The sequence below is a fragment of the Streptomyces diversicolor genome (genome assembly GCF_057537855.1).
The window spans coordinates 1-22641 of the sequence record NZ_BAAJXA010000008.1 but is presented as its reverse complement, the minus strand read 5'-3'; the positions used below and the strand labels follow the sequence as shown (position 1 = coordinate 22641).

The following is a 22641-nucleotide window of genomic DNA, read 5'->3' as shown; positions in this document are numbered from 1 at the left end:
GCCCGGCATCTTCCCCACGGGTGCCGCCGCGCCCGGCCCCCCATGCCCCCCACCCGCCCCGTCCCTGCATACCCCCACCCGCGCCCCGAGGCGTGACGAACCTGGAGAGCGTTGAAACGGTCCCGCGACAAGGCAGCGTCCGAACTGTTCGCCGCGCTGTACCCGCGTCTCGCCGGCTGGTGCCGCCGTCTCGTCGACGACGACGAGACGGCCCACGAGATCGCCTCCGAGGCGTTCACCCGGCTCTGGGCCCGCTGGACGTCCGTGGACGAGCCCCGCGGCTTCCTCTACGTCACCGCGGCCAACCTCGTCCGCGACCACTGGCGCCGACTGGAACGCGAACGCAGGGCCGTACGCCGGGTGACCACGGAGGCCGCGGTCCGCCCGCACGCCGAGGCGCCGGACCCGTCGGTGCGGCTCCTGGTGCAGTCCCTGCCGGAACGGTTGCGCGTCCCGATCCTCCTCCACTACTACGCTGACATGCCGATCCGGGAGGTGTCCGTGCTGACCGGGCGCAAGGAAGGAACCGTCAAGGCCGACCTGCACGCGGCCCGGGAACTGCTCCGCGTCCACCTGAGGAGAAGCCTTGACCACACGCTTTGACGGCGACCCGGAGTTCGCGGCCGACGACCCCCTCCTGGTGGTCCTGCGTCCCCCGGCCGACCACCTCGGCCCGCCCCCCGGCCGCTACGAGGCGATCCGCCGGGCCGCGGGCCGGCGCAAGCTGCTGCGCGCCGCGGCCGGCGCCGCACTGACCTGTGCGGTGGCCGCCCTCGTCGCGCTGCCCCTGCACCTGTCGGCACCGGCCGCCCCCGCCCGGCCGGCGGTCCCGCTCGCGCCGCCGCCCCCGACCGCGCCGCCCGCGTCCCCGTCCGCGCCGCACTCGTCGCCGATGCCGACGCCCTCGTCGGTCCGGGAGTCCACGACTCCGGGCCTCGGCCGCGTCACCCGGGGCGCCGTCGTCGCGCCGGGCAGCGCGCCGACCACCACCGCAGCCCCGTCGTCGCGGACGGACGTCTCGCGCATCGCGCCCTCGTCGCGCGCGAGCGGAGGCGCCCCCGCCCCCACGGACGCCACACCGTCCGCCCTGCGTCGCGACTTTGGCTGATCTGCGCCGGTGGACGGGCGCCGGGAAAGCGGAGCCCGTTCTCTTATCGGCCAGCCGGAACGTGACCGATTGTCGTCGGACAACTCCTTAAGCCCACCGGGCAATTGCCTGGTGGGCTGGCCTGTGTCCGGATCAGGTAACCCCTGTTCACGCTCGGTTGGTGTCTCTCCGTAGTGTGGGGGGCCGGGAGCGGGTGGTCTCCCGTATCGCACCCATGAGACGGAGCGCAAGATGCCGTATTTCGGTCAACATCCCTGGTTGATCTTGGCTGAGATGGATCGATAAGTAGACAATTCCTTGGGCGGTCAGCCTGGGGCGAGGAACCACTGCCTACGAACGACCTCCGGATCCAGCCGGACACGGAGGCAGCGTGTTGGAGGGGTTGTGGAACGCTATTTCACCAGCGGATGGCATGAGGATCTACGGCGTCGCGTGCGGGAGTTCGCCGAGCGGGAGGTACGCCCGCGGATTCCCGAGATGGAGGCTTCCAGGACGGTCTCGCACGAGCTGTCCAGGCTCATAGCCCGGCAGGGCTGGATCGGCGTGACCATCGGCAGGGAGTACGGCGGGATGGGGGCCGGGCACCTGGCCAAGACCATCATCATCGAGGAACTTGCCCGTGTCTGCGGGGCCATGGGAGCCATGGCGCAGGCATCCCAGCTCGGCGTCGCCAAGATCATCCACTTCGGCAACGCGCTCCAGCGGCGGACCTGGCTGCCGCGCATCGCGGCCGGCGAGTGCCTGCCGACGATCGCGGTCACCGAACCGGAATCGGGCGGCCACGTCCTCGGCATGGGCAGCACCGCCGTCCGCGACGGCGACGACTACATCCTCAACGGCCGCAAGGTCTTCGTCGGCAACAGCCACGTCGGCGATGTGCACGGAGTGGTCGTCCGCACCGGTGAGGGCTCGAAGGGGCTGTCCGCCTTCCTCGTCGAGTCCGACCGCCCGGGCTTCTCGCTCGCCCCGCACCGGCCCGCCATGGGGCTGCACGGATTCAGCTTCGGTGAACTCGTCTTCGACAACTGCCGGGTGCCGGCGGCCAATCTGCTCGGCGGGGAGGGCCAGGGCCTGGCCGTCGCCTACTCGTCGAGCGTGCTGTACGGGCGGCCCAACCTCACGGCGGTCTCGCTCGGCATCCACCAGGCGGCCTTCGAGGAGACCACCGCGCTGTGCAGCAAGCGCGAGCGGTACGGCGCACCGCTCGCCCAGCTGAACAGCATCAAGCTCAGGCTGGGCAGGATGAAGTCACGGCTGATGACGGCGAGGCTGGCCGCCTACCACGCCGTGCACCTGCTCGACCAGGGGCTGCCGTGCGATGCCGAACTGATGAACGCCAAGTTCCTCAATCATGAGTCGGCCGTCGAATCGGCCCGCGACGCCATGGAGATCCACGCGGCGAGCGGCCTGTTCACCGACCGCCCGGTCGAGCGCTATCTGCGGGACGCGCACCACATCTACGCCCCCGCGGGCACCTCGGACATCCAACTGCTGCGGCTCGGCGAGGTCGCCCTGGGCACGGCCAAGGGCCAGTGGTCGGAACGGCTGTCCGGTCTCGTCCGCACCGTCGAGCCGCGCCGCCGGCTGGGACAGCTGGAGACGGCGGGCCTGGGCTGAACGACCGGGAGCCACGGACACAGCGTCGTGCCCGCGGCTCCCGCGCATCGGCCCAGGGCCCCACCGCACGCGGGGCGTTCGCCCCGCGGCGGCTCAGATCCCGCCCCGGCTCTCCAACTCGTGGATCCGGTCGACCAGTTGCTGGGCCATCGACTTGATGGTGGTCAGCCCGTCCCGCCCCCACGGGTGGGTGTCCGTGTCCACGACGCAGATCGTGCCCAGGGCCATCCCGGTCTTCCAGTCGATGAGCGGCGCGCCCATGTACGAGCGGATGCCGATCTCGTCCACCACGCGGTTCCCGGCGAACCGCGGATAGTCGCAGACGTCCTCCAGCACCAGCGCCTTCTTGCGCACCACGACATGCGGGCAGTAGCCCTGGTCGCGGGTCATCGTCCGGCCGACCTGGGGCTGCTGCTGCGGCGCCGCCTCCAGTTGCACGCCCGGCCGGCCGGCGGCGTACAGACCGGCGAAGTACTGCCGGTTCTCGTCGATGAAGTTGACCATCGAGAACGGCGCGCCGGTGACATGCGCCAGATTGCGCGCGAACTCGTCGAACTCCGGCACGGGGGTGTCCCCGATGCCGAGTTCGCGCAGCCGGGCCACCCGGGCTGGCGCGTCCCGGTCCTCCGGGGTCAGCAGCAGATGGCCGGTCGGGTCGAACGGGGTGTTGTAGGGAACCGGGGCTGACATGCAGGCTCCATTCGGTCGCGGTGAGCTGGCCTCAGCGCGACGGGTTAAGCTCCGCGGGCAAGGTGCCGGGAGTCGAGGCGAGCAGGTGCTGGACGAGGGCGATCAACACGCGGGTTCCGGAGTTGCACTGCCGCGCGTCGCACGTCACGACGGGGACGTCGGGCTTGAGATCGAGGGCCGCGCGCACCTCTTCGGCGTCGTAGCGGTAGGCGCCGTCGAACTCGTTGACGGCCACGATGAACCCGATGCCGCGCCGCTCGAAGAAGTCGACGGCGGCGAAACAGTGGTCGAGTCGCCGGGTGTCCGCGAGCACCACGGCGCCCAGCGCCCCGTTGGACAGCTCGTCCCACATGAACCAGAAGCGTTCCTGCCCGGGCGTGCCGAACAGATACAGGACGTTGTCCGGGTTCAGGGTGATGCGGCCGAAGTCCATCGCCACGGTCGTGGTCGACTTGTCCTCGATGCCCACCAGGCTGTCCGTGCGGGCGCTGACACTCGTCAGCAACTCCTCGGTGCTCAGCGGCTCGATCTCGCTGACCGCTCCGACGAAGGTGGTCTTGCCGACCCCGAAGCCCCCGGCGATGAGGATCTTCAGGGCGGTCGGAAAGGGGTCAGAGCCGCTTGCGAAGGCCATGCAGCACCGCCTCCAGGAGGTTTCGATCGGTCGGGGAGGCCGCCTCTACGACGCGGGGCGCACGCGTGGTGAGCGCCCTGTGCGTCACGAGGTCGGAAAGCAGAACTTTGGTGATGACGGCCGGCAGCCGCAGATGGGCGGCCACCTCGGCCACCGACATGGGGGCGTCGCACAGCGCGAGGACCTGGTCGTAGTCCGGGCCGAGATACGTCTGCGGCCGGGTGCCGGTGGCCATCACCATGGTCAGCAGGTCGAAGTGGGCCGAGGGACGGGTGCGCCCGTTGCTGACGGTGTACGGCCGTACTAACCGCCCGGCCTCGTCATCGAGCCACGACCCGTCCTCCGCGTCCGTCATGCTCAGCGCCCCGGATCCATCGACGCGCCGGCCGCCTGCTGGCGGGCGGGCGTGGACAGGTACGGGCGGACGCTCTTGACCAGCATGGCCATCTCGTAGCCGAGCACCGCCGCGTCGGCCTCCCGGTCGGCGAGGACGGCCAGGCAGGCGCCGGAGCCCGCAGCGCACACGAACAGCAGCACGGTGTCCAGCTCCACCACCACCTGCCGTACGTCGGCCCCCTGCGCGAACTGCATGCCCGCGCTGCGGGCCAGCGAGTGCAGGCCGGACGCCAGGGCGGCCAGGTGTTCTGCTTCGGCAACGGTGTCGAGCCCGTCGAAGGCCTTCGCCAGCCCGTCGGAAGACAGCAAAAGGGCACTGCGGGTGTAGGGGACCCGCTGGACGAGGCCGGCCAGGAGCCAGTCCAGGTTCTTCGACTGGCCGGCATGCATGTCGCTCACGGTGGCGTTCTTCTCCTCGTTACAAGTACGGAGCCTGCGGTCAGCGAGAGCTGTCGGCGGGAGGCTCGTCGGGTTCATGATCAGCGAGGCTGACTCCGCGCTGGAAGCTGGCCATCAGTCCAGGATCGTGCTCCACCTCCTGCTCGTCGTTCCGGCGGGGGGCGGGACCGTTGCGCAGTTCCGGTACCAGGTGCTCCTGTGCGCGGCGCTGCGGCAGCCGCGGCCGGTCGTTCTGGGCGTTCCCGCCGTGCGGGGAAGCGTGGTCGTGGTGTGCCGCCGGGGCGCCGGCGCCCCGCGAGTACGGCTGTGCGGGTGCGGGTGCGGGTGCGGACGACGCTGCCCGGGCCTGCGGCATCGGCTGCCGCAGGGCGGGCTGCCGGCCGGGTGCCGTCTGCACGGCCTGGTACTGCGCGGGCGGCACCTGGGCCGGGTGACCCTGGGCCGGGTGACCCTGGGCCGGGTGACCCTGGGGCGCGGCCATGTGCGCGGGGGGCATCTGCGCCGCGGGGACCCGGGCCTGGGGCAGTTGGGCCTGCGGGGCCTGGTGCGGGACCTGAGCCTGCGGGACCTGGGCCTGCGGCAGCTGGGCCTGCGGGACGTGCGCCTGCGCGGGCACCTCGGCGGGGGCCTGCGCGGGGGCCTCGACCTCCTCGTCGCCGAGCAGCCCGCGCGGGATCACCAGGATGGCCTGGACGCCGCCGTAGATGTTGCTCTGCAGCCGGACCGCGATGCCGTGCCGGCGGGCCAGCGCGGACACCACGTACAGGCCGATACGGCCGTCGGCGAGCAGCTTGCTGAGGTCGATCCGGTCGGGCTCGGCGAGCAGCGTGTTGATCCGCGTCTGCTCCTGCAGGGGCATGCCCAGACCGCGGTCCTCGACCTCGACGGCCAGCCCCGCGGTCACCCGCTGGGCGCGCAGCAGGACTTGGGCGTGCGGCTCGGAGAACATCGTGGCGTTCTCGACGAGTTCGGCCAGCAGGTGGATGACGTCGGCGACGGCGTGGCCGCGCAGCGTGCCCTCGATCGGCGGCACCAGCTTGACCCGCGAGTAGTGCTCGACCTCGGCGATGGACGACCGCAGCACCTCGGTCAGGGTCACCGGGCGGGTCCACTGCCGGCGGGACACCGAGCCGCCGAGCACGGCGACGTTCTCCGCGTGCCGGCGGATGCGGGTGGCCAGGTGGTCGACGTGGAAGAGGCCCTTGAGCAGTTCCGGGTCCTCGACCTCGTTCTCCAGCTGGTCGAGCATGTTGATCGCGCGGTGCACGAGCGACTGCAGGCGCCGGGCGAGGTTGACGAAGACCTCGACCTTCTCCTCGCTGTCCGGCGAGGAACCGCGGGAGAACTGCGCCGTGCGCGCGACCGCCGTCCTGGCCTGCCACATGCTGACGTTGATCTCGTAGGCGAGCCGGCCCAGCCCGTCGCTGCGCGCCGGGGCCTGGTGGGTGAACGGCTGCTGCTCCACCTGCTCGCCCTGCTCCAGCCGGCGCAGCACGTCCTGAAGATCGGCCTGGCCCGCGGCGACCGCGCGGCGCAGCGACTCGTACTGCCGCGACACCGACCGGCTCTCGGCGCGGCCCGCGTACCCGGCGCCGGCCAGGACACCGCAGCCGAGAACGGCGGCGCCGGCGAGCACGCCCCAGGTGGCCGCGTCGGCGGTGCCCTCCTGGCTGCGCAGCACGAAGAGCACGACGACGGCGGCCAGCAGCGCCATCAGCGCCGCCGGCACCACCGCGAGCCGGACCACGGGCGAGCGGTGGGAACGAATGGCCGAATCTGTCGGCGCGTCCTGCGTCGGCGGCCGGGCATGTCTGTTCCGCGCCGAGGGCGGCGCCGTCACCCGGCCGGGCTCCGAACTCACTGCGTAGGGCGGGGTTTCGGGCATCGGAGTCCTCTCGGTCATGCAGTTGGGGACACGCGGCGCACAGCGCGGACCAACTGTCAACTCCGGTATGGAATCAGACAGTTAATAGGACAGCTACCTTACGCCAATCTCGTTCTTGTGACGTAATTCCCGCATCACGGATACGGCACTGTGACCGGCCAAAACAAGGCACGGCTCCTCCTTAGCACAGCGGAAACGCGCGTCCGTGAAAGGTTCGTGAATCTCCGCTTCCGGGGCCCTGTTCCGGACCGTCCGTAATCCCGCGGGGCCGCTGTGCCGGGCCGCCGTGCCGTGCTCTTGGAGCGGCGCCGGAGCACGGCGGAGGCTCCGGCCTGTTCCGGCCGGAGCCTCCGCTTCCCTTCTCGCTGCTGTGTCGGTGCCTGAGGCACCCTCGCCGTCAGCGGGTCACCGTACGACGATCACCACGGGAGAGTTGCCGTAGCCGTACCCGTACCCGTACGGGCTGAAGCCGTACGGACTGAACCCGTAGCCGCCGAACCCGCCGAATCCGCAGAATCGGTTGAAGCCGCGGTTGAAGCCACCGAAGCCGCATCCGCCGCCGGTCACCAGGCTGGTGTGCGACAGCGACGCGACGCCGTGTGTAGGGACCGCTGCCGAGGCCGGACTGGCGGCCACTCCCGTTCCGACGATCGCACCGCCTGCGAGGAGAGCGGCGGCCAAGGTTCGCATGACCGGTTTCCTGCGCATATTTCGGCCTCCTTTGCCCCGGTGAGTCCTCACTCATACCGGTGTATCCCCTCGCTCCAGGTAACACCGGATCGGCTGAACGGACCACCCGAGCACCCCGCACCCCGGAGATACCGGGCCCGTGTACCAGCCGCTCCCAAGCGGCCGTTCACCGCCCGGAAAGCGGCGAGCAGCCCAATCCCGCCCGGAAGGGGCGACCCCGCCCCCTTCACCCGTTGAGGTGAAGCCCGACACAGAACGTGACGCCACGAAGCGATGACCCCCCGCGCCGCCGCGGCGAACGGCGCGCCCAGCCCCAACGCACCCGCACATGCCCGACGACATCACGCCCCGGAAGGGGCGCGGGGAACGGCGCGCCCAGCCCCAATGCACCCGCGCATGTCCGACGACACCACGCCCCGGAAGGGGCGCGGGGAACGGCGCGCCCAGCCCCAACGCACCCGCGCATGCCCGAGGACACCACGCCCCCGGAAGGGGCGCGGGGAACGGCGCGAACAACCCCAACGCACCCGCACATGCCCGACGACACCACGCCCCGGAAGGGGGGCGCGGGGAACGGCGCGAACAACCACCACGCACCCGCAGCCAACCGACAACGTTTGCTCCCCGCTGTCGTCGGTCCCGGTGCGGAGCAGGACGCTGGACCGATCGCAGGGGCGTGGCGGAGTCTGGTTCCGTGTTCGAGGAGCCCGCTCGCCCGTCGCCGTCCTGGTTCGTGCGGCCCGCGGCCCGTGCCTGGCGCTGCGCGCCCGCGCCCACCGCGGCCAGGGCCTTCCACGCCGCCCTGGCCGACTACGCGCCCACGCCCCTGACCCCGCTCCCCGGCCTGGCGGCGGAGCTGGGCGTGGGCCAGGTCTTCGCCAAGGACGAGTCCTGCCGTCTGGGCCTGCCCGCGTTCAAGGCGCTCGGCGCGTCCTGGGCGATCCACCGCGCCCTCGCCGAACGGGCCGCGAGCGGCGCGGAGCCCGGCCCGGTCACCCTGGTCACCGCCACCGACGGCAACCACGGCCGGGCGGTGGCCCGCATGGCCCGCCGGCTCGGACACCGCGCCCACGTCTTCGTACCGCAGGACGTGCACCCGCGGGCCGTGGCGGCCATCGCCGCCGAGCAGGCGGAGGTCACCGGGGTTCCCGGACCGTACGACGAGGCGGTCCGGCTGGCGGCGGAGGCGGCAGCGGCGCCGCGCGCCCTGCTGATCCAGGACACCGCCTGGCCGGGCTACGAACGGATCCCGGGCTGGATCGTCGAGGGCTACGCCACCCTCTGCGCCGAGACGGACGAGCAACTGAGGGCCGCCGGGGTCACCGATGGCCCCGACCTCGTGTCCGTACCGGTGGGAGTGGGCTCCCTGGCCCAGGCCGTCGTCACCCACTACCGCAGCCGCCCCTCGGGTCGGGCGCCCGCACTGCTGTCGGTGGAGCCACGGTCCGCCGCCTGTGTCCTGGCGAGCCTGACCCGCGGCGCACCCGTCACCGTCACCACCGGCGAGACCACCATGGCGGGCCTGAACTGCGGCACCCCGTCCAGCCTCGCCTGGCCCCACCTGCGCCACGGGCTGGACGCCGCGGTCGCCGTCTGCGACGCGGACACCGCCCGCGCGGCCGTCCGCCTGGCCGCCCTCGGCTTCTCGGCGGGCCCCTGCGGGGCGGCCGCGCTGGCCGGCGTCCGTACGATGCTCACCGGCGCGGGCGCCGCCGAACGCCGTACCGCGCTGGCGCTCGACGCGGCCTCCGTGCTCGTGCTGCTGAGCACCGAGGGCCCGGCCGCGAACCCGCACGCGGTGGCGGCCCCCGGCGCCGTACCTCCGGCATCCTGACCCGCCGCCCGACGGCCCCCGCGACCGGACGACCCGCAAGAACCGTCAGCTGCCGCTCGACGCCCTTATGCGTCTCTTTGTGCCCCCTTACGCCTCTTTATGCCTCTTTACGCATCGGAAGGCGTCCCCGAGCGCTCGATCAGACCGTGGATCGCTCGGTCGCCGTGCGCGTCCATGGGCGTGGCGTAGTCCCCGACGGCCCAGACGCCGCCGGTGCCGCCGGCCGGTGCCAGGTCGTAGAAGGTGTAGGAGGGCCACTTGGTGTCGCCGTCGGGCGCGAGCGCTCCGGCCTCCTTCGTCCACGCGGTGCCGTCGAAGTGCCAGAACACCGGCTCCGCGCGCGCCGGCTCGGTCTGGTCGTTGCCGGTGACCCACAGCCCGCCGCGGCCGTCGGAGACGATCGCGTGCAGGTAGAGATCGGCGAGCGCCCCGGTGATGTCCTTCCACGCGGTGCCGTCCCAGTGGGCGACGCTCGGCACCGGCGGATCGGCATCGGGCCCGTCGGCCCACCCGGCGACGTACACGCTGTCCCGTGCCACGGCAGCGATCTTGGCGGTGTCCGTACCGGTCCGTACGGGGGGCTCCGCCATCAGCGTCCAGGTGGTGCCGTCCCAGTGGTACGTCACCGGGTGGCCCCCGTCCACCGGGTACTGCATGCCGGTGGCGTAGGCGTCGTCCGCCGAGAGGGCGTCGATGTCCCGGATGTCGACCAGGTCCGGCAGCGCGAAGGTCTGCCATGTGCCGTCGGAGTAGGTGTAGAGCGCGTCGCCGCCCTTGAAGAGGCGTCCGGGTACGGCCTCGATCGGCACCTCGGGCCAGGAGTCGTCGGCGGGCCCCACCGTGGGCACGCGGGTCCAGCGCCGCCCGTCGTAGTGCACGAGCGCCTGGTCCCGCTGCACCGTGCCGTAGGCCCAGACGTCGTCCGCGGCCACGGCGCTGACCGACGACCACTGCCAGACCGCGGGGAGCCCCGGAGCGGTGTCCTTGCTCCATTTCGTGCCGTCCCAGCGCATGATGACGCCCTGGCCGCCCGTTCTGCCGACCGCCCACGCGAGGTCGTCGCTGACGGAGGAGACGGACATCAAGGACTCGGCGGGGCTGGTACCGGACAGGGAGACCTCCCAGCCGGACTGCGTCGCCGCGCCGGCTCCGCCGGCCGTGAACAGGACGGAGGCGAGAGCCAAGGAGGCGACCGCGGTGCGCGTGAGGTGCCGTGCGAGCATCAGTGAGCGTTCCTTTGCGGTGGAGGGAAGGCTGCCGTCAGCCGACTGCGGCGTGTGGCCGCTCGGCTACGGGACCAGACCACCGGTGCACCCGGATGGTTGTAGCCCCCGGCCCACCGGAGGAGCCCCCGACGCAGGCCAACCCGCGATCGCCACCACCGCGTCGACGGTTCCTTACGCGGCTCCGAGGCCGGCGGCGCGCAGCCGGAGGTGTCGCTCAGCCGTTCCGTGCGGCGGCCAGTCCGTGGCCGTCGCATGCGGAGTTCTCGGGAGCGGCGCTCCTGGATCCGGGCCGGCCCGGCGGCACCGATCGCGGACGTCGAGGAATGCCGAGAAGCCGAGTCGCCATCGCGGCTCGGCTTCTCGTTCTCGTGAGGCACCGGAGACGGCCGAGGCCGGCTGCCGAAGCCACCGCACTCGTGGACCTAGGCTGCCTGGGCTCGCGCGGCACGCGGCCCCGGGGCGGGCTCCTGCACCTCCTGGAGCACGAAGGTCTCGTCTTCCCCGAAGTCCGGGGCTTGGAAAGGGTTCGTCGTCGGGCGCGGCGATGCCGGCGCGGTACGGCGGGGCTGCCCTTCCAGGGCGGAGAACAGCGACGTCAGTTCGATGAGAGGTCTCGCTTTCGTTGCAGGTCCCCGAAGGGGCCTGGCGTGCCGGACCGGGCACAGCGGTCCTACAGCTTGGTCATCTTGGCGTACGGGCTCAAGATCCGCATCTGCGCCGAGCCGAAATCCACGAGCGCCGCGATTCCGTCCTCGATGCCGATGACCCGGCCGAGGCCGTACATGTCGTGTGTGACCTGGTCGCCCACGGCGAAGTGCTTGGGAGCCGGCGCGACCGGGGGTTTGAAGGGGCTGGTGGGCAAATGACGCTTCGGTGCAGCAGGCTTTGTCATCGCCCCCCAGTATGCGCCTACGCGCCGCGCCGGTGGCCGACTCCGAGGGGTTGCGGTGGCTGATCGCACTCCGCTCCGGCGCGAGCCGGGCCCCGCCGACCGGTCGGCGGACGGTCGCCGAACAGTCGGCGGACGGGCGGCGGCCGGGCGGGGTCGGGCGGTTCGGCCTCATAGAAGGCCGGACCACCCGTACTCTTCGTGGTATCTACGGCGTCACATAGCGGGTGCCGAACACTGGAGGCAATACCTCGTGCTGATCGCTCAGCGTCCCTCACTGACCGAAGAGGTCGTCGACGAGTTCCGCTCCCGGTTCGTGATCGAGCCGCTGGAGCCGGGCTTCGGCTACACCCTCGGCAACTCTCTCCGTCGCACTCTCCTGTCGTCGATCCCCGGCGCTGCTGTCACCAGCATCCGCATCGACGGTGTCCTGCACGAGTTCACCACCGTGCCGGGCGTGAAGGAGGACGTCACCGACCTGATCCTCAACATCAAGCAGCTGGTCGTCTCCTCGGAGCACGACGAGCCGGTCGTGATGTACCTGCGCAAGCAGGGTCCGGGTCTGGTCACCGCCGCCGACATCGCGCCCCCGGCCGGTGTCGAGGTGCACAACCCCGACCTGGTGCTGGCCACGCTCAACGGCAAGGGCAAGCTGGAGATGGAGCTGACCGTCGAGCGCGGTCGCGGCTATGTCTCCGCCGTGCAGAACAAGCAGGTGGGCCAGGAGATCGGCCGTGTCCCGGTCGACTCGATCTACTCGCCGGTGCTCAAGGTCACGTACAAGGTCGAGGCCACGCGTGTCGAGCAGCGCACCGACTTCGACAAGCTGGTCGTCGATGTCGAGACCAAGCAGGCCATGCGTCCCCGTGACGCGATGGCGTCGGCGGGCAAGACGCTGGTGGAGCTGTTCGGTCTGGCCCGTGAGCTGAACATCGACGCCGAGGGCATCGACATGGGTCCGTCCCCGACGGACGCCGCGCTGGCCGCGGACCTCGCGCTGCCGATCGAGGAGCTGGAGCTGACCGTCCGCTCCTACAACTGCCTCAAGCGGGAAGGCGTCCACTCGGTGGGCGAACTCCTGGCACGCTCCGAGGCCGACCTGCTGGACATCCGCAACTTCGGTGCGAAGTCCATCGACGAGGTCAAGGCGAAGCTGGCCGGCCTGGGCCTGGCCCTGAAGGACAGCCCGCCCGGATTCGACCCGACCGCCGCCGCCTTCGACGCGGACGACAGCCCGACCCCCGGTTACGCGGAAACCGAACAGTACTGAACGCCGCACCCCGAGACCCACAGCCCCCACGGAGACCCCTCCTAGGGGGCTGTGCGAGGGGCCGCAGGGATCGGTCCTCCGGATCAGCACGGACCGGGGCCGTGCCCGGCACCGCCGCGCCCGCCATCGCCCCGGCGAGCCGCCCCTCGTCCTCGCCACAGCCGCAGGCGGCAGTCGGCCACGGTCGTCGGCGCGTTCTACGGGCCGGCATCGGCCGCCGAAGCCGGCGACATCCGTGATGAGGTCGTCCGAGCCGCCAATGCCGCTGGCTGAGCGGGCTGACGCCGACAGCAGGGCCTCACGCCACCCCGGAAGGACGGCTCCGCCCCGCCGGAGCCCGGCCGGCGGGGCGGAGCAGCAGGATGGTCAGCAGCGCTTCGACGTGACCGCCTGGCCCGCCACCGGGTCGCCGGGGGCGCGAAGGCTGCCGATGGCCGCGGTGCACTCGTTCACCGTGTCCGCCGGCAGGGACCAGAACTCCTGGGCGTTCGTGGCCTTCCACGCGGCCTGGCCGACGACCTGGTCGCGCGCGTAGCTGTAGACGCCGGTGCTGACGTCGTAGTCCTTGATCTTGTCGCGGAAGCTCTGCCACACCCACAGGTAGCCGTAGTTGCGGTTGCAGTTCGGCGAGTAGAACTGCTTCACGGAGGCGACGTGCGCGCCCCCTCGGTCGATGTATGCGGTGGTGCCGACCTGGTAGGCGTCCGCGCAGACGCCGGCGGCCTGGGCCTTGACGCTCATCGGGTTGCCGGCCTCGGACGGGACGGCCGAACGTGCGGTCGTGTGCTGCTTGTTCGGTGACGGGGCGGGTCCGGTGCCGGCCACGGCGGAGGCCGCCGGAAGGAGGGCACAGGCGGACACGGCCGCCACGACCAGGATTCTGCGAGCACGCATGAGGAAGCTCCCCCTAGCTCTGGATGACTGACTCGACGGGTGTCGTTCACTGCCGCCGGACAGCAGACAGGGCACGGCACATCACCGCGAATCACCACGAACCCCTGTGAAGATCACTGTCCGCGCGTTTCGGTCATCAAGTCAGACAGCCGGACCCACCGGATGGTTGTGCCCCAGACCACACGATTTTCCGCACCTTCGGGGGCCCTCCCGGAAGAGCTTGCGGGTTGCGCGAACCCCCCGCTCCTACAGCCTCGGCGCGTCCCGTCGCGGAAGCGGGCCGTACCGACTCTGTACGCAGGTGAACGCAACCAGAACCGTGACCACGGAAGGGGAGCAGCGTGAGTGTGTCCAGCTTCTGCTCGTGGCTCCGGGTCAGCGGGGAATCGCCTCCTCACCCCCGTTCTGCGACCAGGCCGCGGTGAGCGCGGTGACCGGGTCACTGTCGGCTGGTGCCACGGGCCACCATTCGCCGTCGTCGTCCTGGAGGTAGGGATACCAGCGGGCGTCGGGGCCCAGGCGCAGCTGGATGCCGTGGTCGGTGAGGGTGAGGCGGTTGCGCCAGGCTCTGAGATGTGTGGGGGAGTCAGTCATCTCGGAGAGGGCCGCGTCCAGGGCGGTGCGGGTGGCCTTCATCACCGTTGGATCAGGGGTGTGGGGCTGTTCGGCGACGATGATGCCCGTGGGGCCGCCGTGACGCCATGCGCGGGTGAGCCGTGCGAAGGCGGTGGGTCTGGTGCCGGTGTTCCGGATCAGGTGGTGGAACCACTCGGGTCCGGGGTCGCCCGCGGCGATGCGGACGGCGTCCTGGTGCTGGGTCAGGTGCAGGTCGGCGGTGTCGCCCGCGAGGAGCCGGGCGGCGCGCGCGGCGGCGTCGGCCATGAGGCGTTCCAGGTCCGCGGCGGCCAGGCCGGTGCCGGGCGGCGGGGCGACGGGCAGCGCCGCGGTGTGGGCGGCGGGTTCCGGCAGTCCGGGCAGTTCGGGGGGCTCTTCGGCCCAGTGGGCGTACGCGGCGGCGGCCGGGATGCCGACCGGTGCAGATGGGGCGGCGGCGGTGTCCGGTGCCGCCGTACGGAGTGCGCGCAGCTGGGCGATGATCTCCTTACGACCACGGCCGCGCAGCGCGAAGAGCACGAATGGGTCGGTGTCGATGGTTGCGGCGATGGCATAGCAGAGCGCAGCGGCGTGCTTGCAGGGGTGTCCCCAGTCGGGGCAGGAGCACTCCGGATCGAGTTCGGTGGGCAGTGGGAGCAGCGGGACGCCTGCGTGCCGGGCGTCGTCCACGAGTTCGGCGGGCATCTCGTCGTCGAGCAGTGCCGCGAGATGTCCGGCGCGGGCCGCGATCGTGTCGAGCAGGGTGTCCCACTGAGGGTCGGTGAGGACGGGCAGGTGGACTGAGGAGCGGTACGGGCGCGGGCGGCTGCCCTGGACAGCGGCATCGACTGTGCCCGGAGCGACGGTGACCGGGCCGACCATGCCGTTGCGGGCGTAGGTGCGTCCGCGCGCGAGCCGTCCGGCGTCCAGGGTGGAGTCCTCCAGGGCGGCCACCCATGCCTGGCCCCACCAGGTCGAGGCGAAGGCTCGCTTGCCGCGGGCGGGCGCACGGCGCGGGCCGGGGACAGCGGGGCTCATGACGGCCGTCCCAGGGCGACGAGTTCGGCGAGGTCGGCGTCGGACAGCTCGGTCAGGGCTGCCTCGCCGGAGCCGACGACGGCGTCGGCGAGGGCCCGCTTGGCTTCGAGCAGCTTGGCTACCTTGTCCTCCACGGTTCCCTCCGCGAGGAGCTTGTGCACCTGGACGGGTTTGTCCTGGCCGATGCGGTAGGCGCGGTCGGTGGCCTGCTCCTCGACGGCCGGGTTCCACCAGCGGTCGTAGTGCACGACGTGGCTGGCGCGGGTGAGGTTGAGTCCGGTGCCCGCCGCCTTCAACGACAGCAGGAACACCGGCACTTCACCGCGCTGGAAGCGGTCCACCATCTCCTCGCGCCGCGCGACGGGGGTGGCACCGTGCAGGAAGAGAGCGGCGACGCCGCGCTCGGCGAGATGCTTCTCCAGCAGCGCCGCCATCTGTTTGTACTGCGTGAAGACCAGCACGGATTCGCCTTCGGCGGTGATGGTGTCGAGAAGTTCGTCGAGCAGGTCGAGCTTGCCGGAGCGGCCCCGCAGGGGAGTGGACTGGCGCAGGTACTGGGCGGGATGGTTGCAGATCTGCTTCAGAGCGGTGAGCAGCTTGAGTACCAGACCGCGTCGGGCGATGCCTTCCGACTCGGCGATCTTCGCCATGGTCTCGCGGACCTGTGCCTCGTACAGGCCGGTCTGCTCGGCCGTCAGCGGGACGACGTGGTCGGTCTCGGTCTTGGGCGGCAGTTCGGGCGCGATGCCGGGGTCGGACTTCTTGCGGCGCAGCAGGAACGGACGTACGAGACGGGACAGGCGCTCGGCTGCCCTGGGGTCCTCGCCCGCCTCGATGGCGCGGGCATGCCGGTCACGGAAGGCGGCGAGTGTGCCGAGCAGCCCGGGGGTGGTCCAGTCGAGCAGTGCCCACAGCTCCGAGAGGTTGTTCTCGACCGGGGTGCCGGTGAGAGCGACGCGGGCGCGGGCGGGCAGGGCGCGCAGTTCGCGGGCGGTGACGGCGTAGGGGTTCTTGATGTGCTGGGCCTCGTCGGCGGCCACCAGCGACCAGGCCGTCTCGGCGAGCACGTCGCGGTCGCGGCGCAGCACCCCGTAGGTGACCAGGACGATCTCGTCACCGGCCAGGTCCTTGAGGTGGCGGTCGCCGCCGTGGTAACGGCGTACGGGGGTGAGCGGCGCGAACCTGGCGGCCTCACGCTGCCAGTTGCCGAGCAGGGAGGCCGGGCAGACCACAAGGGTGGGGCCCGCGGTGGCGGGGTCGCTCTGGCGGTGCAGGTGCAGAGCGAGCAACGTGATGGTCTTGCCCAGGCCCATGTCGTCGGCGAGACAGCCGCCGAGGCCGAGTGCGCACATCTCGGCCAGCCAGGCCAGGCCCCGCTTCTGGTACTCACGCAACGTGGCCTTGAGGGCGGCGGGCTGGGGCACGGGGGTGCGGGACTCGGGATCACGGATACGAGCGACCAGGTCGCCGAGCGCACCGACCGCCACACAGGGGACCCGGTCACCGTCCCTCCCCCAGCCTCCGGCCGGGGGGACCCCCATCTCGCTTCGCTCGGCCTCGCCGGTCAGCGCGGCGCTCAACGCCTCCATGGGGGTGAGCGGTTCCATCCGGCGGCGCCTGGCGCGGGCCACCAGCTTCGGGTCGGCGAGCACCCACTGGTCGCGAAGCCGGACGAGGGGACGGCGTGACTCCGCGAGGGCATCCATCTCGGCCTCGGTGAGCGGCTCGCCGCCGAGGGAGACCTGCCAGCGGAAGTCGAGAAGGGCCTCGGTGTCCAGCAGCCCGCCCGCGGCGGAACCGGGGGCGGTGCGCTGCCCGATCTCCGCGGTCGCGGTGAGCGCCTTGACCAGTTCGCGCGGCCAGTGCACGTCGACACCGGCCGCGCGCAGCGCGTCTGTGGCGTCCCCGAGGAGATCGAAGGCTTCGTCGTCGGTCAACCGGAGCTGATCGGGAGCGGCATCGTCGAGCAGCCTCCGCAGCGGGGGCCAGGAGCGGGCGCCGCGGCGCAGGGCGAGCAGCGTCTCGGTCTCGGCGCGCGGGCCGAGCAGCCGCTCCACCTCGGTCGGCTCGCTCCACAGCCGTGCGGCCTCGATGACGAGCGCCGGGTCCGCCGCGGTGTGCAGTTGCAGGACGGCCCGGAACTGTCGTCGGCGTCCTTCGGGTACGTCGACGCGCAGGGAGACACCGACCTCGGCGGTGAGTGCCGCCTGGGTTTCCTCGGCCCATTCACGCAAGGCGGGCACGGAGCGGGCCTCGCGCCAGACGTACGGCAGCGCTCCCATGGCGAGCGGCGCGGCCGGCGTACGGACCAGATCATCGGCGACCGCGTCGCAGAACTGGCGTACCAGCGCGGCCGGTTCGGCGATCCTCCCCCGAGTTCTCGGCTGCGCTCGAACAGGGGGGACCCCCATCGGCGCGGGGCCTGGCTCGGGCAGGCAGTGGGCGTGTGGTGGAAAGGCGGCGGCCAGGGCGTCCAGCGTCTGGCGCTGGGCGGCGGTGCAGGGACCCACCTGCCAGGTGTCGTAACCGGCGGGGGTGATGGCCGGGTGGAGGCGGCCGTCGGCGAGCAGCCGCAGCGCGAAGCGAGTGGCGGCCTGCCAGGCGGCGCCGGAGGGATGCGCCGGCTCCGCATGGACCAGGGCGGAGACAGCGACGGCGACAGGCAGCGCGTAACCCTCGACCCTGCGCCGCCTGACCGAGCGGCCGTGCGGCAGGACCAGCTCCACCGCCTCGGTCTCAAGGCCGGTGGGCGGCGTACTGACTCCGGCTGCTGCCCCGGCCGGCTGCCACAGCAGCAGCCGCCCAAGGCGGGCGGGCTCACCGGGCAGGAACACCGCCGCCCAGCCGGCGCCGAGCAACTCCCTCACGAAGGCGGATACTTCCTGCCTGGCCAGCGGCGGTGTGCTCCTCGCGCCCGTACTCGGCTCCCGTACGACGACTCGTGCCACTCTCTTCCGCCCTGCCGCTTGCCGGACTCTCCCCAGACCCGCTCACCACCGCACCCCACCAGGCAACGTCATACGCCGGCAACCGCGGGCCCTGGCTTGACTGCCGGCGACGGCGCCACGGCGGACATGCCGCTGCCGAACACGCCGGCCCTCAACCATATGGTGCAGCGCTACGGTGAGGCCATGAGCACCTGGGAACCAGCCGCGCCGGAGGCGTTGATCGAAGAGGCCATCGTCGACGCCTACGGCCAGGATGAGCAGCTCACCGGCTTCCTGACGAAGATCGAGGAGAACCTTGCCGTGCCGTTCACCACGACTGTTCTCGGCGTCGAGGTGCGCGTGGTCGGGGTCGACCTGAGCGACGACGGACGCGTGGTCGCACGCTGCGTCCGTGGGTCGGTCCGACAGAACATCGGAATCCTGGACCTGCCGCTGCCGGAACCCGCCCCCGAGGGTTCGCAATGGATCGACGCATACCGCTACTGGGCCCGCTGAACCGGCGCGCAGGGCAAGTGCCCAGCCGAGCCCCTGCTCGAACGGACAGTCGCCTCGACTGCCGCTGACCGGACCGACTGCGGCAATCAGAGAGCACGTAGCGCGCCTACCGCGGCATGCTTGCCGCTATGGCCGACACCACACGCATCACGGTGACGCTCCCCACCGAGCAGGTGGCGGAGCTGAAGAAGATCACGGACAACATCTCCGGCTACGTGGCCGAAGCGGTCGCAAGACAGGTCCGGCACCAGCTTCTGGGGGCCGACCTGCGCAGCCACACAGAAGAGCACGGGGCCTTCAGCGAGGAGGAGCTGGCCGAGGCGCGGGCGCGGATCTTCGGTACGACGCAGGCCGCCGGTGGCACGAGCGCCGCGTGAGCGGCCACATCGAGACCGTCGTCCTGGACAGCGAGGGGCTGTCGGCCTGGGTGTCGCAGGACCGGAAGGTTCTGGCGATGTTCCAGGTGTTCCACGACATGGGAGCGGACCTTGTTGTCAGCGCCAACACCACCGTGGAAGTGAGCCACGCCGGGGTGCGTCTGCCCCGACTGCAATGGGCGCTCTCCCGGGTCAAGTGGAGCCGGTCACGGAGGCGGCGGCCAAGGCGGCGGCACAACTGCTCAAGGGCGCCGGTCTGCACGGACACACGTACGCGATCGACGCCACCGTCGCGGAAGCGGCCTTGCGGCAGCCTGGCCCGGTCGTCATCCTCACATCGGATGTCGATGACATGACCCGGCTGTGCGGCAGCAGGGTCCGGATGATCAGGCTGTGACCGGGACACCGTCCCGGGACCATGGGCGGATCCGCGTGGATCCGCTGAGAACCAGAGTCACCGCAAGCTCATCATGCGGGTCCTGGCCGCCGGTAACCGTCGCGACGTACCCGTCAGATGGTGTGGCTCCGCACCGTCTGCGCCGGTCGCCCTGCAAGGACGGGAGTGTGCGCCTTTCCTGCTTGGCGATATGCCCTGAACATCGCCTATGAAGGCAACCGAAACTGCAACCAGGGCATAGCGAAGAGTCGGACCGCAACGAGCGGTCCGACTCTCCGTTTCGCCTGTTCAGGCGGCTGCGGAGGATACGAGATTCGAACTCGTGAGGGGTTGCCCCCAACACGCTTTCCAACTGTACGGGGGCGTTCGTAGGGGTTCGCGGGGCAGGTCAGAGGGGGTGCGCGTACGGCGGTGAACGGTGGCGGCCGCCGGCGCACTGGACAAAGACCAGGACAAGGGACCGTGCTGGGTTGACGTTAGCTACCGAGGTCAGGCACAGGTTTCGCGCCCAGGGCCGCCCGCGCAACCGAGGGCAGGACGCTGCGCGGGGCAGGGAGACCGCCCACGTGCAGCCCCTTGCTCCCCTCAATGACCTTGATCGCAAATTGTGACTTAAGGCACACCCTGCGTAGTAGAATGCGCGTACCCCATGGCGATCAGTTGGCCAAAGGAGCCGCAGAAGTGCAGAACCCGGTACCAAACAGGCCAATTTACCACATCACGCATATTAGAAATCTACGCGGCATTCTTCAACGAGGCGGCCTGTTTAGCGACAACTTCGCCGTACAGAACGGGATCATCGACACTGATATCGGAATGGCGGGAATCAAGCAGCGTCGCCGTACCACGGCCGTCGATTGCGGACCCGGCGGCACGCCAGCGGACTATGTACCCTTCTACTTTGGCTATCGTTCCCCCATGCTTCGATCGATTCACGTCGGGAATGTGCCGACTTATCGCGAGGGGCAAGAGCCGGTCATCTACTTGACGTCCAGCTTGGCTGCCGTTAGGAATGCGGGACTCCCAGCCGTATTCAGCGAGGGAAACGCTGGTGCCACCTTTGTGGACTTCCATGCAGACGACGCCGAACTTTGCGAAAAGCTGATCGACTGGCCTCTGATGACTCAGAAGTGGTGGAACGACATACCTGAAGACCCGAACCGGGCAAGCCGGCGTCAAGCTGAATATTTGGTGCACAGATTCTTCCCGGTGGGTCTCGTAGCGTCGATCGTTACACAAAATGAGCGTCGCGCGTCTGAAGTTCAAAATAGCCTCGCCGAAAATGGTGCATCTATTTCAACGATGGTGTATCCTCAGTGGTACTACTAGGGAGCGAAGGGGTGAAGACGGTGATCCAGGAATCGCAGGGCAATTTGCTTGAGGCAGACGTGGAAGCCATCGTCAACACCGTTAATACTGTTGGTGTAATGGGGAAAGGGATTGCCCTCCAGGTCAAGCAGGCCTTCCCTGAGAACTTTAAGCAGTACAAGCGAGCCTGCGATCTAGGTGAAGTGAAGATCGGTGAGATCTTCGTCTACGACGCGCACCACCTTGGCCCCCGCCGCTACGTACTTAATTTCCCTACGAAGCGCCACTGGCGAGGGAAGTCGCGCATTGAAGACATTCAGGCGGGCCTCAATGCCTTGGTTGACGTAGTGAAAAAGCACAACATCGAATCTATCGCTGTACCCGCCTTGGGGTGCGGAAACGGTGGACTCGACTGGAGTGAAGTGCGCCCGCTTATTTACGCAGCTTTTGAGTCTCTACCTTCCGTTAAGGTGGCGCTGTTCCCTCCGACGGGCGCTCCAGCACCGGCTTCGATGCCAGTGCGTACCAGTGCGCCAAATATGACGCGAGGCAGGGCGGCAGTGATTTCGCTGCTAAATGGCTATGTTGAGCAGGCGAAGTCTGAACGTATTGAAGCTTCAGATGGGGCTTCGCTACTCGAACTGCAAAAACTGATGTACCTACTTCAGGCTGCCGTTGGAGTTCCGATGCGCCTCAACTACGAGAAGGCGCGATACGGGCCGTATGCCGAGAACCTGAATCATCAACTTCAGCGGATGGAGGGCCACCTGGTTCGGGGATACGGCGACCGAACTCAGCGTGTACTCGACTTCCACCCGATCAAACTTACGGCTGAGGCGCAGGGTTCCGCAGAATCTTGGTTGCAAGAGAATCACGACACTGACCTCAAAGAGGCTGTCAATAAGGTCCTAGAACTAATCGACGGATTCGCCTCTCCGTATGGCCTTGAACTGCTTTCTACGACACACTGGGTCATGCAGGAACTCGGCGTAGATGCACCACAGAGTGAGGTCGTTTCCTCTCTGCAGCAGTGGAGCCGCCGCAAAGCAGAGATCTTCACGGATCGGCACATCGCCGTGGCATGGCAGCGGTTGCAGTCAAAGCGCAGGGACGTCGTACCTATGTGATCGGCGCAACGAACGGTGCTGAACGACCGGTTATGAGCGGAAACCGAGACGGGCGCGGCCTCACTGGGAGGCCGCGCCCGTTGTTTGTTTGCGCCGCTCAGGGCGGGGGGAATCCCGGCTTCTCCCATCCCAGCTCTTGGAGATTGTTCAGATAGTCCTGTGCGGCCGGTTCCTTGCCGTAGCGCTGCCGCATGACGGCCGCGAGTTCCCGGCTGGTCATGATGAGGGAAGGGACGGACTGCCGGTCACCCTGTAGCGCTCGCTCGCCATGGATGAGGGCCTGTTCGAGGTCGCCCTCACGTGCTGCGGTGACTCCGAGCGTTACCCGCGCTTCGGCGTTCCGCATGGGTGAGCGTTCGGTGCCGTCGAAGTCCGTTCCGGCGCGTAGAACCTCGTCCGCGAGCGTCCGAGCAAGCCGGTCCTCTCCTACCAGCCGGTAGCAGTCCATCGAGTAGAAATCGAACTTGGCGGGGTCCACCACGAAGTGGTTGTCCAGGTTCTCGGGATGCGGCATCCCTTCAAGCAGTCGGCGTCCCTTGTCCAGTGCCACCTCAACCTGTCGGCGGTCTCCGAGTCGCGCCCATGCCTTGGCTTCCTGGCCCGCGAGCTGCACTGCAACGCCATGGTTCGGCGCCGCCTCCGATCCGGCCTGTGCTGCTGCGATGACACCGTGATAGTCGCCGGTCGTGAGGGCGAACCACGCCCGCATCTCGTGGGCCCACCCCGCCACCTCAGGGTGGTCTGCCTCCGTCGCGAGCGACAGAGCGGCGCGGCGCGTCGACTCGGCCGCGTGGCGGTCTCCCGTGTCGTACTCGACGCAGCCGA

21 protein-coding genes and 1 pseudogene are annotated in these 22641 nt (G+C 70.0%); 10 read left to right on the top strand and 12 right to left on the bottom strand.

Annotated elements, in window-relative coordinates:
* Positions 1–111: 111 nt before the first annotated feature.
* The 3 genes from AC27LF_RS11185 to AC27LF_RS11175 all read left to right on the top strand — a co-directional run bounded on the left by AC27LF_RS11185 (position 112) and on the right by AC27LF_RS11175 (position 2725).
* Positions 112–603 (top strand): RNA polymerase sigma factor, encoded by a 492-nt coding sequence (locus tag AC27LF_RS11185; protein ID WP_404023878.1) that lies wholly within the window; start codon positions 112–114, stop codon positions 601–603.
* On the top strand, positions 587–1108 hold the full coding sequence (locus AC27LF_RS11180) for a hypothetical protein (RefSeq protein ID WP_479662056.1): 522 nt from the start codon (positions 587–589) through the stop codon (positions 1106–1108). Before AC27LF_RS11185 ends, AC27LF_RS11180 begins: the two co-directional genes overlap by 17 nt.
* 384 nt (positions 1109–1492) lie before the next feature.
* Positions 1493–2725: an acyl-CoA dehydrogenase family protein gene (locus AC27LF_RS11175; RefSeq protein WP_479662055.1), complete on the top strand. Its 1233-nt coding sequence runs from the start codon at positions 1493–1495 to the stop codon at positions 2723–2725.
* A gap of 93 nt (positions 2726–2818) precedes the next feature.
* On the opposite strand, the gene AC27LF_RS11170 is transcribed toward AC27LF_RS11175, so the two are convergent.
* From AC27LF_RS11170 to AC27LF_RS11145, 6 genes are all read right to left on the bottom strand, one after another.
* On the bottom strand, positions 2819–3415 hold the full coding sequence (locus AC27LF_RS11170) for a GAF domain-containing protein (RefSeq protein ID WP_479662054.1): 597 nt from the start codon (positions 3413–3415) through the stop codon (positions 2819–2821).
* A 31-nt stretch (positions 3416–3446) separates the two neighbouring features.
* Positions 3447–4049, bottom strand: coding sequence for a GTP-binding protein (locus AC27LF_RS11165; RefSeq protein WP_479662053.1), 603 nt, complete (start codon positions 4047–4049; stop codon positions 3447–3449).
* Positions 4027–4404, bottom strand: coding sequence for a DUF742 domain-containing protein (locus AC27LF_RS11160; RefSeq protein ID WP_404023888.1), 378 nt, complete (start codon positions 4402–4404; stop codon positions 4027–4029). The genes AC27LF_RS11165 and AC27LF_RS11160 overlap by 23 nt, the downstream gene beginning before the upstream one ends.
* 2 nt (positions 4405–4406) lie before the next feature.
* Positions 4407–4835 carry a roadblock/LC7 domain-containing protein gene (locus tag AC27LF_RS11155; RefSeq protein ID WP_404023924.1) on the bottom strand — a complete coding sequence of 143 codons (429 nt, stop codon included), beginning with the start codon at positions 4833–4835 and terminating at the stop codon, positions 4407–4409.
* Between the two features lie 49 nt (positions 4836–4884).
* Positions 4885–6591, bottom strand: coding sequence for a sensor histidine kinase (locus tag AC27LF_RS11150; RefSeq protein ID WP_479662052.1), 1707 nt, complete (start codon positions 6589–6591; stop codon positions 4885–4887).
* Positions 6592–7134: 543 nt separating this feature from the next.
* Positions 7135–7419 carry a hypothetical protein gene (locus tag AC27LF_RS11145; protein ID WP_479662051.1) on the bottom strand — a complete coding sequence of 95 codons (285 nt, stop codon included), beginning with the start codon at positions 7417–7419 and terminating at the stop codon, positions 7135–7137.
* Positions 7420–8113: 694 nt separating this feature from the next.
* On the opposite strand from AC27LF_RS11145, the gene AC27LF_RS11140 reads away from it, so the two are divergent.
* Complete coding sequence (locus AC27LF_RS11140) at positions 8114–9253, top strand: diaminopropionate ammonia-lyase (RefSeq protein WP_479662050.1); 1140 nt, start codon at positions 8114–8116, stop codon at positions 9251–9253.
* Positions 9254–9360: 107 nt separating this feature from the next.
* Here the strand turns inward: AC27LF_RS11140 and AC27LF_RS11135 are convergent, their stop codons facing one another.
* Both AC27LF_RS11135 and AC27LF_RS11130 read right to left on the bottom strand, forming a co-directional pair.
* Positions 9361–10476: a hypothetical protein gene (locus AC27LF_RS11135; protein ID WP_479662049.1), complete on the bottom strand. Its 1116-nt coding sequence runs from the start codon at positions 10474–10476 to the stop codon at positions 9361–9363.
* A 673-nt stretch (positions 10477–11149) separates the two neighbouring features.
* Complete coding sequence (locus tag AC27LF_RS11130) at positions 11150–11371, bottom strand: hypothetical protein (protein ID WP_404023897.1); 222 nt, start codon at positions 11369–11371, stop codon at positions 11150–11152.
* A gap of 250 nt (positions 11372–11621) precedes the next feature.
* On the opposite strand from AC27LF_RS11130, the gene AC27LF_RS11125 reads away from it, so the two are divergent.
* Entirely contained in the window at positions 11622–12638 is a 1017-nt protein-coding gene (locus tag AC27LF_RS11125) for a DNA-directed RNA polymerase subunit alpha (RefSeq protein WP_487227788.1), read from the top strand.
* 366 nt (positions 12639–13004) lie between these two features.
* Here AC27LF_RS11125 and AC27LF_RS11120 read toward each other — a convergent pair whose 3' ends face one another.
* The 3 genes from AC27LF_RS11120 to AC27LF_RS11110 all read right to left on the bottom strand — a co-directional run bounded on the left by AC27LF_RS11120 (position 13005) and on the right by AC27LF_RS11110 (position 18031).
* A complete protein-coding gene (locus AC27LF_RS11120) occupies positions 13005–13532 on the bottom strand; it encodes a hypothetical protein (protein WP_479662359.1) in 528 nt (175 codons plus the stop codon).
* A gap of 375 nt (positions 13533–13907) precedes the next feature.
* Complete coding sequence (locus AC27LF_RS11115) at positions 13908–15164, bottom strand: SWIM zinc finger family protein (protein WP_479662360.1); 1257 nt, start codon at positions 15162–15164, stop codon at positions 13908–13910.
* Complete coding sequence (locus tag AC27LF_RS11110; RefSeq protein ID WP_479662361.1) at positions 15161–18031, bottom strand: DEAD/DEAH box helicase; 2871 nt, start codon at positions 18029–18031, stop codon at positions 15161–15163. The genes AC27LF_RS11115 and AC27LF_RS11110 overlap by 4 nt, the downstream gene beginning before the upstream one ends.
* A 264-nt stretch (positions 18032–18295) precedes the next feature.
* Here AC27LF_RS11110 and AC27LF_RS11105 point away from each other — a divergent pair, with 264 nt between their 5' ends.
* The 5 genes and pseudogenes from AC27LF_RS11105 (at position 18296) to darG (ending at position 21816) form a co-directional block, all read left to right on the top strand.
* Positions 18296–18607: a calcium-binding protein gene (locus AC27LF_RS11105; protein WP_487231270.1), complete on the top strand. Its 312-nt coding sequence runs from the start codon at positions 18296–18298 to the stop codon at positions 18605–18607.
* Positions 18608–18735: 128 nt separating this feature from the next.
* Positions 18736–18984: a type II toxin-antitoxin system CcdA family antitoxin gene (locus AC27LF_RS11100; protein WP_479662363.1), complete on the top strand. Its 249-nt coding sequence runs from the start codon at positions 18736–18738 to the stop codon at positions 18982–18984.
* A pseudogene (locus tag AC27LF_RS11095) lies at positions 18981–19381 on the top strand (DNA-binding protein). Before AC27LF_RS11100 ends, AC27LF_RS11095 begins: the two are co-directional and overlap by 4 nt.
* 681 nt (positions 19382–20062) lie before the next feature.
* The gene (gene darT / locus AC27LF_RS11090) at positions 20063–20710 is read left to right on the top strand and encodes a type II toxin-antitoxin system toxin DNA ADP-ribosyl transferase DarT (RefSeq protein WP_479662364.1); all 648 of its coding nucleotides are present in this window, start codon (positions 20063–20065) and stop codon (positions 20708–20710) included.
* An 11-nt stretch (positions 20711–20721) separates the two neighbouring features.
* Complete coding sequence (darG, locus tag AC27LF_RS11085) at positions 20722–21816, top strand: type II toxin-antitoxin system antitoxin DNA ADP-ribosyl glycohydrolase DarG (RefSeq protein ID WP_479662365.1); 1095 nt, start codon at positions 20722–20724, stop codon at positions 21814–21816.
* A gap of 97 nt (positions 21817–21913) precedes the next feature.
* Here the strand turns inward: darG and AC27LF_RS11080 are convergent.
* Positions 21914–22641 (bottom strand): NsdA family TPR-like regulatory protein (locus AC27LF_RS11080; RefSeq protein ID WP_479662366.1); only part of this gene is annotated, 728 nt, incomplete at its 5' end.